A 12,880-nucleotide genomic window follows, 5' to 3' on the forward strand; every position below is an offset into this window, starting at 1 on the left:
CGACGGGTGGGCGCACCCCGGTAGCGAGGGCCTGAATCCGGCCATACGCTCCCGAATGTGACGCCTTCCACCTTCCGCGGGCGGCCCGGGCGGGGCCGGAGCCACATATCCGTGCGCGTGGCCCACACCGTGCTCGGTGGCGCGGCGGGACTGGTCTGGCTGGTGCTGCCCACGATGCCGGCCGGCGCCGGGCCCGCGCTCACCGGGGCCGGCCCTCGTGCGGTGGCGCAGGAGCCCGGCCAGGACGAGACGGCGACGGCCGACCTGGTCCTGCCGCTGGTCGCCGTGGGAGCGGCAGGCGCCTTCGCGGCCTACGCCTACGTACGCCGGACCCGCCGCGCCCGCACGCCCGTCGTCCCCGCCCGCCCCGCCCCCGGCCCCTCCGCCGCCCCGCCCGCCGAGCTGGAGGAACGCTGCCGACGCGCGCTGGTCGCCGCGGACGACGGTGTGCGGACGAGCGAGGAGGAGCTGGGGTGGGCGAGGGAGCGGGCGGGCGAGGAGGCCGTCGAGCCCGCCGCACGGGCCGTCGCCGAGGCGCGGGAGGAGCTGGCGGCGGCCTTCCGGATCCGGCAGCGGTACGACGAGGGGGTGCCGCAGGATCCGGCGGCGCGACGGCATGCGCCGGCGGGGATCGCCGGGCGGTGTGCGGAGGCCGGGCGGCGGCTGGACGCGGCGGCGGCCGGATTCGACGCGCTGCGGGACCTGGAGGGGGACGGGCTGCCGGGGGCGCTTGAGGTGGCGGAGAGCCGGTTCCGGGAGCTGGCGGGGCGTACGGCCGCGGCGGAGGCTGTGCTCGCCGGGCTGGCCTCCCGCTTCCCGCCGGGCACCCGGACCCCGGTCACCGGGTACACCGAACAGGCCAAGGACCGGCTGGTGTTCGCCACCACCCGGCTCAACCAGGCCCGCCAGTCGGCCGACCTGGAGGCTCCCGCCCGCGCCGCGGCCCATCTGCGCGCCGCCGAGGCCGCGATCGCGCAGGCGGCCCTGTTCCTCGACGCGGTGCACCGTCTCGACACGGCCCTGACCGAGGCGGCCGCCCTGGTGCCGGCCGCGCTGGCGGAGGCGGAGGAGGTCGGCGGTGACACGGCTTCCGCCGAGGACGCCGTGGACGTGCCGGTCGGCGAGGTGCGGGCCCGGCTGCTGCGGCTGGAGCTGGTGCTGACCGCCGTACGGGAGGAGACGGCCGGCGGGGCGTACGACCCGCTCGACGCGCTGCGCAGGATCGTGCGGGCGGCGATGCCGGTCGGGGGCGGGCAGGACGGGGCGCTGGAGGCGGCGGCGCGGCTGGTCGCGCAGGAGTCCGTCGCGGACGCGGACGCGTTCGTGGCGACGCACCGGGGCGCGGTGGGCGCGCGGGCCCGCACCCGGCTCGCGGAGGCCCGGCGGCGGCTGGGCACCGGCCCCGACGACCTGCCCGGCGCCGACGAACTGGCCCGCGAGGCGCGGCAGCTCGCCGAGCAGGACGTCCGGACGCACGGCCATCCGCACACCGGCCCGGACGCACCGGGCAGCGGCCGGCGCGGCGCCCTCCTCGGGGGCGTCCTGCTCGAGGAGGCCGAACGCGACACACCCGCGAGCTTCGGCGGCCCGGACACCAGGGGCCGCCGCACGGCCGCGCCCTGAGCACCCCAGCGGCGCCCTGATGGCCCTGAGTGCCCTGAGTGCCCTCAGAACAGGCTGAGCAGGGCCTCCGCCGGGTCCACCGGGCCGTTCTCCCCGTCGGGAAGCGGCAGTTCGAACCACACCGTCTTGCCGCGCGGTGTGCGGCGGGAGCCCCAGGCCGCGCTGAGCAGGCCGACCAGTTGCAGGCCGCGGCCGCCCTCGTCGGTGTCGCGGGCGCGGCGGCGGCGTGGCTGGACGAGGCCGGAGTCCCACACCTCGCACACGAGCGTGCGGTCGAGGAGCAGACGGAGCCTGATCTCGCCCTCGCCGTAGCGCAGGGCGTTGGTGACCAGCTCGCTGACCAGCAGCTCGGCCGTGTCGACGAGCGGCTCCATGTCCCAGGACAGCAGCTGTCCGCGGGCGTACTCGCGGGCGCGGCCCACACTGCGCGGCTCGCGCGGCAGGGTCCAGTCGCCCACGGACTCGGCGGGCAGGCCCTGGACACGGGCCATCAGCAGGGCGATGTCGTCCTCGCCGTGATGGGTGTCGAGGGTGGCGAGGACGTGGTCGCAGACGTCCTCCAGGGGGCTGGAGGGGTCCGTCAGCGCGCCCACGAACGCCTGGAGTCCCTCGTCCAGGGGGTGGTCGCGGGATTCCACCAGGCCGTCGGTGTAGAGGGCGAGCAGCGCGCCCTCCGGCAGTTCGACCTCCACCTCCTCGAACGGCTCGCCGCCGACGCCGAGCGGCATGCCCGGCGGCACGTCCAGCATCAGCGCCGCCTCGCCGGGCTCGACCAGCACCGGTGGCAGATGGCCGGCGTTGGCGAAGGTGCAGCGCCGGGTCACCGAGTCGTAGACGGCGTACACGCAGGTCGCGAGGTACACCTCGGACAGGTCCGCCTCGCGGGGCCGGCGCGCGGCCCGGGTGGCCTGCTGGACGCCGCCGGGCGCGCCGAGGCCGCGGGCGATCTCGTCCAACTGGGAGAGCACCTCGGCGGGTTCCAGGTCCAGCAGGGCCAGGGTGCGTACCGCGGTGCGCAGTTCCCCCATGGCCACGGCGGCGCGCAGGCCGCGGCCCATCACGTCGCCGACGACCAAGGCCGTGCGGTGGCCGGGCAGTTCGATGACGTCGAACCAGTCGCCGCCGACCTCGCTGGGCCGCCCGGTGGAGGCGTTGCCGGGCAGGTAGCGGCAGGCGATGTCCAGTCCCGAGGCGACGGGGTCGCCGGGCGGCAGCAGGGACCGTTGCAGTATCAGCGCCCGCTCGTGCTCACGCCGGTAGAGCCGGGCGTTGTCGATACAGACCGCCGCGCGCGCCGCGAGCTCCACCGCGAGGTCCCGGTCCCGGTCGCCGAACGGCTCGCTGCCCTTGGTCCGGGAGAACTGCACGAGCCCCACGACGGTGTCGTGGGCGACCATCGGCACGGCCAGCGTGGACTGCACGAGGCCGCCGTCCTCGGCGGGGACGGCGCGCGGGCGGGCGGTGCGCAGGGCGTCCGCGCAGGGCGAGTTGAAGGAGTAGTGGTGGACCGCGCCGACGCCGACGGGGCTGTCGGCCCCGTCGAAGGGGGCGTCGGAGACGGCGCTGGCGTAGGCGACGCGGCGCAGTTCGGCGCTGCCGTCGGCGAAGCCGGGCGGGGTCTCGTCGCCGGCCAGGAGTCCCTGGTAGAGGTCGACGGTGGCGAGGTCGCAGAAGCCGGGGACGACGACGTCGAGGAGTTCGCGGGCCGTGGTCTCCAGGTCGAGGGAGTTGCCGATCCGCGCGCCCGCCTCGTTGAGCAGGGCGAGGTTGCGGCGGGCGGCGGCGGCCTCGCGGGCGGCGGCGCGCCGGGCGGTGATGTCGGTGCCGAGCCAGGCGACCCCGATGGGCCGGCCGCTGCCGCTGTGCACCCGGTAGAGGTTGATCGACCAGTGCCGGCGTTCCTCGGAGCCGGGCACGAACCCGGTGACGTGCATGTCGGTGATGGAGTCGCCGGTCTCCAGCACCCGGCGCAGGGTCGCGGAGACCCGGTCGGCCTCGGCGCGCGGCAGATAGTCGTGGACGCCCTTGCCGCGGTGGTCGTCGGGGGTGCCGCCGAAGATGGAGGCGAACCGCTGGTTGGCGCGGCGGACCCGGAGGTCGGTGTCGATGAGCAGGAAACCGAAGGGTGACTGGCCGAAAATCGCCTGCGAGGCGGCGAGGTCGGTCTCGATGGTGCGCAGTACGCGGACGTCCACGACGATGCAGACGGCGGCCTTGGCGCCTTCCTCGGTGCGGGTCGGCATCACATAGACCTCGGCGAGCCCGTCGGTCCCGCGGGTGCCGACCGGCGCGTCCGGCAGCCGGAAGGGGACCACCCCGGTCCACTCCCGGCCGTCGAGGATCTCGGCCATCTTGCGCTGGCCGCGCTCGCGCCGGTCGGGGTGGATGAACGTCTCGATGGGGTCCATGCCGACGGCCCGCTCGGCGGGGATGCCGAAGATCTGCTCGGCGCGCAGGCTCCACTGGTCGACGAGCCCGTCGGGACCGATGGAGAAGGAGGCGACCTTGATGTAGTCGTACATCGAGCCGGGCGGACTGGACTGCCACATCGGATCACCGGCCGGCACACCCGCGCCGAGGCCGCCCTCGGGCGCCGTCCTGGCGCCGTCCGACGGGTCCTCGAACTCCGTGGCCTTCGCTGGTATCTCGCTCACGCGAACCGTCCCCTCCAGCTCACCGCGCCCGGCACCGGTCACCGGCGGCGGCTGCCCACAGTATCCAGTACAACGGGGCCGCACAACACGGTGTTCACGATCACAGCATGGTCCAGGTGGTTTTCGGACCCTGCTGCGAGAACACTTCCAGACTTCTAACCAGCGCACACGCCGTCGAACCCCATCGAAGAGCACCTCTCGGCGGCCGGTTCGCCGCCCGGGGAAAGTGCTCCGGCTGTACACCCGTGCCACCCCCGTGGATCCGTGTCCCGCGGCCGCCTCAGCGCGGCACGGCGAGTTCGAACCACACCGTCTTGCCGGACTCTCCCGGGCGGGTACCCCAGCGGCGCGAGGTGGAGGCCACCAGCTGCAGGCCACGGCCGCTCTCGTCGTCGGGCCGGGCGGCCCGCTCGCGCGGCATGTCGGGGAGCGGGTCGGACACCTCGACGAGCAGGGTCTCGGGGAGCCCGGCGGGGCGCACCAGGCGGACCCCGATGGGCCCGGTGGCGTGCCGCAGCGCGTTGGTGACCAGCTCGCTGACCAGCAGGGCGGTGAGGTCGCCGACGCTGTCGAGGTCCCAGCCGTGCAGCTGGCGGCGCACACAGGCCCGCGCGGTGCGCACGGCTCCGGGGTCCGCCGGGAAGGTCCACTCGGCGCGGTCGCCTTCGGTGTCGATCACGCCGATCACTTCCCAGCCGAGCGAGCCCACCCTGTCCGTTTTCAGGGGGTTAATGGGCACATACCCGATATCGCGACCTCGCTACCGCCCGAGGAGGCGCACGGTGACACAAACGGCGCACGGGGGCGCCCCACAGGGGCGCGGCGAACTGTGCGAGCAACCTCGTACGACCCTCAACCTGGAGCACACATCGCCGCGACGCCGGCATGACCCGAACGGCACGTCCTGACGGCGGGCCCTGACGGCGGGCCCTGACGACAGGCCCTAACGGCGGGACTCCGAGAGGACACCGGTCTCCACGACGGCCCGCACGGCCGGAACATCCTGCGGAAGCCACTCGACGTCCCACAGCTCCCGGGGCGACAGCCACCGCAGCGCGTCATGATCCTCGAGCGGCTCGGGCTCGCCGGAACCCGGCAGCAGCCGAGCCGTCCACACCCGCAGCACATACGGCGGTCTCAGCGGGAACTCCCCCGGCACCCGCGAGAGCACCTCCGCCTCGACGCCGAGCTCCTCCCGCAGCTCCCGCGCCAGCGCGGCCTCGGCCGGCTCCCCCGGCTCGACCTTGCCGCCCGGCAGCTCCCAGCGACCCGCCAGTTCGGGGGGCGCACTGCGGCGCGCGGCGAGGAGGCGCCCGCCCTCGATCAGGGCCGCTCCGACGACCACGGTCTGTTCCCTCATGCGCCGGAGCCTACGGGAGCGTACGCCGGGGCGGTCCCGCTCAGTTGCGCGACCCGTTGCCGTTCTGACCGATGCGCTCGACGGAGTAGAGCTGCTTGTGCCCGCGGCTGTCGAGGCTGTCGGCGATCTTCTGGGCCTCGGCCCGGGTGGCATAACGCCCCACGCGGTAGCGGTTGCCGTTGTCGTCCTGGCGTATGACGAGCCAGGGCAGCGCGATGGTGCCGCCTTCGGTCATCGCACCCCTCCACATCCCGTCCGCGGTTCACACCGCGGCCCGCCCGCTGAGGAAACCGCACTCCGCATATGCCCGAGCCTACGCCCAACCTTCACGGAGCGAATACGGCTTTTCACAAAGAGGCAGGGGAACGGTGGGCAACCGGCCAGTAACCGCAGGGCGCACAACGGCGACCGGGCCGCCCGCGCGCTGCGGCGCACCCGCTCGGCGGCACACCGCACACACCCAGGACGACCTGCGAGAACGACCGAAACCCAACGGGGCGCACACCGGGGCGCGTCGGGCGCACCCGGCCGCGAACTCCGCCCCGGTGCGCACCCTTTCACCGGGTGTGCGGACTGGTGTGCGCTACTTCACGGGGAGGTGGTACGCGACCCGGTAGCGGTCGGCCGGGATGACGACGTCGGCGGTCTCCACCGGGCGGCCCGAGGCGTAGAAGGTGCGCTGCACGACGAGGACGACATGGCCGGGGACGCCGCCGAGGGCGAGCAGTTCCTCGGCGAGGCCGGGGCGGGCGCCGACCTCCTCGGTGACGTTGTCCACGATGACGTCGATGGCGCGCATGCGCTCGACGACGCCCATGCCGCCGAGCGGGCCCTCCTCGGGCAGCATCACGGGAGTGCGGCCGGTGACGGCGAGGGGCTCCCAGGAGGTGGAGAGCATCATCGGCTCACCGGCCTCCCGGAAGACGTAGCGGGTGCACATCACGCGGTCGCCGGGCTGGATGGCGAGCCGCTCGGCGATGCCGCGGCCGGCCTCGGCCTGCCGGCTGCTGGACTCCCAGGTGCCGCGCGCGCCCGGGTCGGCCTGCTCCTGCCGGAAGGGGGTGGCCCCGCCGGCCGGGCGGTAGCCGGAGCGGGCGATGCGGCGGGGCACGGGGCGCTCGCGGACGTAGGTGCCGGAGCCGGACCTGCCCTCGACCAGGCCCTCGGCCATGAGCACCTTGCGCGCCTCCAGGGCGACGGTGTCCGAGACGCCGTACTCCTCGCGGATGCGGGCCTGCGAGGGCAGACGGGTGTGGGGTGGCAGCGAACCGTCGACGATCTTCTTGCGGAGATCCCCCGCGACGCGCAGGTAGGCCGGCTGCTCACCGAATGTCACTGGCCGCTCCCATCAGGTTGTACAGACAGCAACAGCCTGGCAACCGTGGGTTGAGCCGTGCAAGCAAAGGCCAGAGAATCACTCGATGTGATGACATGACCCGCCGGAGGGCTTTACGCAGGCACTTCCTCCCCGCTATGGCCGCGATCACACCTACGCGTCGAGGGAGCCGTCCCCGGCGTCCGCGGCGCCCCCGGCGCCTTCCCCGCTCCCGTCGTCGTAGTCGTCCGCGGGCGGGGTCGTGGACAGGCCCAGTGCCTCGCGCGCGTCGATGGTGGCGGGGCCGTCGACGACCTCGTAGCCGGAGTCGTAGTGCTCGAAGAAGACATCCGGGTCGGTGGCCTCGGCCGCCCTGCCGAAGTGGGCCCCGGCGGCCTCCAGTTCGGCGGCGAGGGACTCCAGGGGCTCTTTCGCCTTCGCCGGCCAGGTGTGCTCGCGCAGGGCCGCGGCCTGCTCGACGAGGGCGCCCTCCATGTCCCGCGCCCAGCCGGTGTTGGCCTCCAGGTCCTCGTCCGGGTACTCCTCGGGCTCCTTCTCGATGACCGCGTCCAGGGCGCGCACCGTCTCCAGGTAGGCCAGCTGGTCGGCGTCGAGGGTGGTCTCGTCGGCGCGCAGCGAGCCGGTCAGCGAGCCCTCGGCGTCGGTGTTGCCGTAGACGCAGGTGATCTCGCGGTCGCCGAGCGCCCAGCTCTCCTCGGTCGGGGTCAGGTAGTACACGTCGACGTTCTCGGGCAGCGCCCAGGAGTCCAGGACGTAGTCGCTCTCCAGCGCGAAGCACTTGTCGTCGGCGATGTCGGTGACGCGGCTCTCGCCGGGGTAGGCACCGCCGGGCAGGCGGACCACCGCGAACACCTCGCCGTCGTGGCGTCCGGAGCAGGGCACCTCGTCGACGTCGTAGGCCATGCCCTCCAGGGAGCCGGTGAGGGTGTCGAAGCACTCGCCCTTCTTCACCGAGAGGACAGCGTTGTCCCGGGCGGCCTCCTTGGCGCCGTCCCAGAAGTCGGAGGCGGCGCCGGTGGTGAAGAACAGCACCCACAGCACCAGACCGATGGCCGACAGCACGCTTCCCGCGATCGCCATGCCCCGCCCGCGCCGGCCGCTCCGCCTGATCTGCCGCAGCGCCACGAGCCCGAACACCAGGCCGATCCCGGGCAGCAGGCACACGATGCCCAGCACCAGGGCCGCGACGGCGAGCCCGTCGACCGAGGGGCTGCCGCCCTGGCCGTACGGCGGCCACGGCTGGTACGGCTGCTGCCCGTGGTACGGGGCCTGGGCCTGCGGCTGGTACGGGCCCTGGGGTCCGGGCGGCGGCTGGTACGGGCCCTGGGGTCCGGGCGGCGGCTGGTAGGGGCCCTGGGGTCCGGGCGGCGGAGGTATGGACACGGACCGTGCTCCTGGTTCGGCGGCGGAACTTGTGTACGGCTGGGCGCATCGTACGGGTGCCGCCGTGCTCGCCGGGCAGGAGGGAGTGGCCGCTCGCGCGGTTCCTCGCGCCGCCGGGGGGCGCCGCCCCCGGCGGCCACGACATGCCTCGTCCCCGCGGCGGGCCGGGGCGGAGAGCCCCGGGTCCTTCCGCGAGGACGAGGAGGACGCGGTCAGTGCCGGGTGGGCGTCAGAACTGCAGGGCCCAGGCGTCGATGCGCCCGGTGTCGTAGTTGGCGTTGTCGCTGACCCTCAGCTTCCACGTACCGCCCGCGACCTCGGAGGAGGCGTTCACGGAGTACGTGGTGTCGATGTTGTCCGAACTGCCGCCGGTGCCGTAGCCCTTGAGGGTGTAGGCGGTGCCGTCGGGGGCGATCAGCTGGACCTGGAGGTCACCGATGTAGGTGTGCACGATGTGCACCTCCACGGCCAGCGCGGCGGGCGCGTTGCCGGACACGCCCGAGACGGTGACCGGCGACTCGACGGTGGCGTTGTCGTTGATCGCGTAGTCGCCGGTGTTCTCGAAGCGCGGCCCGGGCGGGGTGGTGGTGCCGCCGCCGACGTAGAGGAGGCGGTTGGGCGAGCCGCTGCCGGGGCTGGTGACCACGTTCGGCGTGGCCGCGGCCACCAGCGCGCTGCTCACCTGCGACGGGGTCGCCGTCGGGTTGTCGGCGAGGTAGAGCGCCGCCGCTCCGGCGACGTGCGGGGTCGCCATCGACGTACCGGAGATGGTGTTGGTGGCGGTGTCGCTGCTGTTCCAGGACGAGGTGATGGACGAGCCGGGCGCGAACAGGTCCAGTACGGAGCCGTAGTTGGAGTAACTGGCCTTGGCGTCCGAGCTGGTGGTGGCGCCGACCGTGATCGCCTCGGTGACGCGTGCGGGCGAGCGGGTGGAGGCGTCGGTGGTCTCGTTGCCGGCCGCGACGGCGAAGGTGACGCCTGCGGCGATGGCGTTGCGCACGGCGGTGTCGAGCGCGGAGTCGGCGCCGCCACCCAGGGACATGTTGGCGACGGCCGGCTTGACGGCGTTGCGCGCCACCCAGTCGATGCCGGCGACGACCTGGGCGGTCGTGCCGGAGCCCGAGTTGTTGAGGACCCGGACGCCGACGACCCTCGCCTTCTTGGCGACGCCGTAGGAGGTGCCCGCGACCGTGCCGGCGACATGGGTGCCGTGGCCGTTGCCGTCCTGGGCGGTGTTGTCGTTGTCGACGGCGTCGTAGCCGTAGGAGGCACGGCCGCCGAAGTCGCTGTGGGTGATGCGGACACCGGTGTCGATGATGTACGCGGTGACGCCCTGGCCGGCGGAGTCCGGGTAGGTGTAGGAGCTGTTCAGCGGGAGCGCGCGCTGGTCGATGCGGTCCAGGCCCCAGGAGGGCGGGCTGGGCTGGGTGCCGTCGATGTGGAAGGTGCGGTTCTGCACCACGGAGGCGACGGCCGGGTCGGCGGCGAGGCGCCTGGCCTCGGTCTCGCTCGCCTGGATCTCGTAGCCGTTGAGCGCCTTGGTGTACGTCCGCTCGATCTCGGCGCCGTACCTGGCGGCCACGGCGCGTCCCGCGGCGGTGGCGGAGCGGGCCCGGTCGGCCCTGAGGGTCACGATGTAGCTGTCGGCGACGGCGTTCGCCGCGCCCTCGTACTGGATGCGGCCCTCGGGAGCGCTGGGGGCCGCTCCTGCGGGCAGGGCGGAGACGAGACCCGCGGTGAGCGCGGCGCTCGCCGCCACGCCGATCGCGGCCAGTCTTCGCCGGGGGGTTCCGCCGGGAGTACGCATCGCTGCCATCTGAGGGGTCCTCCTCAAATCGGTGGTGCGCTGCTGGTGGGGGACAGTGCATCGAGCAGACACCCGCGGGCGCGACAGGGACATGTCAATCCGCTGTGGCGCTCCTGTGCGTCAGCCGAAAGATTGAGGGTTCCGCAGGAATTGCACAAGGGCCCTGCACGGATGTAACAGCCCTGCCATCCACGGGACATGATCGGCCGTCAGTTACGGGCGTTCGCGCTCCAGCAGCTCCACGCACCGGCCGAGCAGTCCGACGAGCGCCTCCCGCTCCTCGTCGGTGAACTCGGCCGCCAGCGCCCGCTCCACCCGCACCGCCCGCTCGTCGGCGTCCCGCATCACCGCGCGGCCCTCGTCGGTCAGCCGGGTCTCCAGCACGTTGCGGTGCCACTCGTGCGGGGTGCGCTCGATCAGGGCGCGGTCCTGGAGGTTCTTCAGCACGGTGTTCATCGTCGGCGGCGTGACCCCGCACAGCCGGGCGAGCGCGGCGGCCGAGATGCCGGGGTTCTCCGACAGGTGCAGCAGCGCCGCGTACTGCGCGACGGTGAGGCCCGTCGGCTTCAGCACCGCGTTCTTGGTCGCGTTGAGAGCCTGTTCGGCCCGCTTGAGGTGGGAGCCGAGGCGCTCGGAGGCGGGCATCGAGGTCATCCGGGCATGGTAACCGGGCGTTATCGGGGTTAAGACATTGACGATAATTAGAGTTCTAACTTAGATTCGTGCACATCGCTGAGTGAGCAGTCGAAGACGAGAGGTGTCGACGTGTCCCGTACGATCCACCGCCGCACGTTCCTGACCACCGCCGCGGCAGCCGTGGCCGCGGTCGCCGTGTCGGGCCCCGCCCGTGCCGACGCGCCCGGGATCACCACGGCGTTCGAGCTCCCCGGGGACCGCGTCTACCCGGAGGGCATCGCCCTCGACCCGCGCACCGGTGACGTCTACGTCGGTTCGTACGGCGAGGGCACCGTCTACCGGACCCGCCCCGGCCGGCGCACCGCCGAGGTGCTGCTGCCCGCCGGGACCGACGGGCGGCACACCGCCAACGGACTGCGGGTGGACGCGGCCGGACGGCTGTGGGTGACCGACTCCACGGCCGGCGTCTGCGTCTACGACCCGCGCACCCGGGACCTGCTGGCCCGCTTCGACGTGCCCGGCCCGGCGCCGTTCCTGGTCAACGACCTCGCGATCACGGCGGACGGCACGGCCTATCTGACGGACAGCGTGCGCGCGGTGCTCTACCGCGTGACCCCGGCCGAGGTGTCCCGCGGGGGCCGCGGCGTGCTGCGCGTCGCCCACGACCTGAGCGGCGCCCTGGCCCCGCGCCCGGCCGGCTCGCCCTTCAGCCTCAACGGCGTCGTCACCGACGGGCGCCGGCTGTTCGTCGTCGACATGCCCGTCGGTGAGCTGTTCCGGGTGGACCCGGCCGGTGGCGCCGTACGCCGGGTCGAGCTGCTGGGCGGCGACCTGCGCCACGGCGACGGCCTCGAACTGGCCCACGGCACCCTGTGGGCCGCCCACAACGCGACCGACACCCTCACCCGCTGGCGCCTGGCCCCCGACGGCCGCACGGCCCGGCTGGAGCGCACCCTCACCGACCCGGCCCTGCAGATCCCGACCACCCTCGTACGGCACCGGGGGCGGCTGCTGGTGGTGCGCTCGCAGTTCGACAAGGGCGGTCCGTTCGGGCCGGGCGTGCCCGAGACGCCCTTCAGCGTGGCCGCCGTGCGCGGGATCTGACCGGGGCTCACTCGTCGAAGGCGGTGTCCTTGGCGCGCTTCTCCCACGCCTGCACGTCGGCGCGGACCTGGTCGAGGTGGCCGAGGACGGCGGCGACGGCGTCCTCGCCGACCGGCAGGTGCAGCGGGGTCTCGGGGGCCTCCAGCGCGGCGATCAGCAGGGAGGCCAGCTTGGCCGGGTCGCCGGGCTGGCTGCCGTGGCCGCCGGAGACGAAGGCACGGGTCTGGTTGACCTTGCCGTAGACGCCGGTGTCCTCGCTCTGCCCGGCCCGGCCGCCCTCGAACAGCGAGGTGCGGAACGCGCCCGGCTCGACGACGAGGACCTTGATGCCGAACTCCCGCACCTCGTCCGCGAGCGCCTCGGACATGCCCTCCAGCGCGAACTTCGTGCCGCTGTACGCCGCGAAGCCCGCCACCGACATCTGCCCGCCCATGCTGGACATCTGCACGATCGCGCCCGAGCGCCGCTCCCGCATGTACGGCAGCACCGCCCGCACCAGCGCCGCCGGGCCGAAGACGTGCAGGTCGAACAGGTCCCGCAGTTCGTCGTCCGTGGTCTCCTCGAAGGCGCCCACATGGGTGCGGCCCGCGTTGTTCACCAGCACGTCGATCCGTCCGTGCCGGACCACGACGTCCTGCAGCGCCTCCTCCGCGGCCACCGTGTCGGTCACGTCGAGGGCCAGTGTCTCCATCTGGTCCGGGTGGGCGGCCACCAGGTCGGCCAGCGCCTCGGGCCGGCGCGCGGCACCCACGACGATGTCGCCGTCGGCGAGGGCCGCCTCGGTGATCGCCCGGCCGAACCCGCTGCTCGCACCTGTCACGAACCACACCTTGTTCATGGGGATCTCCTCCCCGGCCGTCGGCCGGCTGTCCTGTTCCTGTCGGTTGCCTCGGTCATCCGCGCCCGGTTGCTCCGGTTACCCACACTGTCCTTCTCCGTCACGCACCACCCTGCTCCGCAGACAGCGGGACGTCCAA

Annotated in this window: 11 protein-coding genes; 2 read left to right on the top strand and 9 right to left on the bottom strand. The window is 73.7% G+C overall.

Annotated features, from left to right (window positions below):
• Window positions 1-57 precede the first annotated feature (57 nt).
• Window positions 58-1,623 (top strand): hypothetical protein, encoded by a 1,566-nt coding sequence (locus ACIGXJ_RS16890; protein ID WP_399645458.1) that lies wholly within the window; start codon window positions 58-60, stop codon window positions 1,621-1,623.
• Between the two features lie 44 nt (window positions 1,624-1,667).
• Here the strand turns inward: ACIGXJ_RS16890 and ACIGXJ_RS16895 are convergent, their stop codons facing one another.
• The 8 genes from ACIGXJ_RS16895 to ACIGXJ_RS16930 form a co-directional block, all read right to left on the bottom strand.
• On the bottom strand, window positions 1,668-4,277 hold the full coding sequence (locus ACIGXJ_RS16895) for a SpoIIE family protein phosphatase (RefSeq protein WP_399645460.1): 2,610 nt from the start codon (window positions 4,275-4,277) through the stop codon (window positions 1,668-1,670).
• 280 nt (window positions 4,278-4,557) lie between these two features.
• A complete protein-coding gene (locus ACIGXJ_RS16900; protein ID WP_399645463.1) occupies window positions 4,558-4,986 on the bottom strand; it encodes an ATP-binding protein in 429 nt (142 codons plus the stop codon).
• Between the two features lie 234 nt (window positions 4,987-5,220).
• On the bottom strand, window positions 5,221-5,637 hold the full coding sequence (locus ACIGXJ_RS16905) for a (deoxy)nucleoside triphosphate pyrophosphohydrolase (protein WP_399645465.1): 417 nt from the start codon (window positions 5,635-5,637) through the stop codon (window positions 5,221-5,223).
• Window positions 5,638-5,677: 40 nt separating this feature from the next.
• Window positions 5,678-5,872: an SPOR domain-containing protein gene (locus ACIGXJ_RS16910; protein WP_399645468.1), complete on the bottom strand. Its 195-nt coding sequence runs from the start codon at window positions 5,870-5,872 to the stop codon at window positions 5,678-5,680.
• A gap of 348 nt (window positions 5,873-6,220) precedes the next feature.
• Window positions 6,221-6,973, bottom strand: a complete 753-nt coding sequence (locus ACIGXJ_RS16915; RefSeq protein WP_399645470.1) for a GntR family transcriptional regulator — start codon at window positions 6,971-6,973, stop codon at window positions 6,221-6,223.
• A 153-nt stretch (window positions 6,974-7,126) separates the two neighbouring features.
• Window positions 7,127-8,356, bottom strand: a complete 1,230-nt coding sequence (locus tag ACIGXJ_RS16920) for a DUF4190 domain-containing protein (RefSeq protein ID WP_399645473.1) — start codon at window positions 8,354-8,356, stop codon at window positions 7,127-7,129.
• 229 nt (window positions 8,357-8,585) lie between these two features.
• Window positions 8,586-10,172 carry a S8 family peptidase gene (locus tag ACIGXJ_RS16925; protein WP_399645476.1) on the bottom strand — a complete coding sequence of 529 codons (1,587 nt, stop codon included), beginning with the start codon at window positions 10,170-10,172 and terminating at the stop codon, window positions 8,586-8,588.
• A 204-nt stretch (window positions 10,173-10,376) separates the two neighbouring features.
• Complete coding sequence (locus ACIGXJ_RS16930; RefSeq protein WP_399645479.1) at window positions 10,377-10,817, bottom strand: MarR family winged helix-turn-helix transcriptional regulator; 441 nt, start codon at window positions 10,815-10,817, stop codon at window positions 10,377-10,379.
• 111 nt (window positions 10,818-10,928) lie between these two features.
• On the opposite strand from ACIGXJ_RS16930, the gene ACIGXJ_RS16935 reads away from it, so the two are divergent.
• A complete protein-coding gene (locus ACIGXJ_RS16935; RefSeq protein WP_399645482.1) occupies window positions 10,929-11,903 on the top strand; it encodes an SMP-30/gluconolactonase/LRE family protein in 975 nt (324 codons plus the stop codon).
• Window positions 11,904-11,910: 7 nt separating this feature from the next.
• Here the strand turns inward: ACIGXJ_RS16935 and ACIGXJ_RS16940 are convergent, their stop codons facing one another.
• Window positions 11,911-12,741, bottom strand: coding sequence for an SDR family NAD(P)-dependent oxidoreductase (locus ACIGXJ_RS16940; RefSeq protein ID WP_399645485.1), 831 nt, complete (start codon window positions 12,739-12,741; stop codon window positions 11,911-11,913).
• Between the last annotated feature and the right edge of the window lie 139 nt (window positions 12,742-12,880).

It is taken from the genome of Streptomyces sp. NPDC053367 (assembly GCF_044545925.1).
GTDB lineage: Bacteria > Actinomycetota > Actinomycetes > Streptomycetales > Streptomycetaceae > Streptomyces.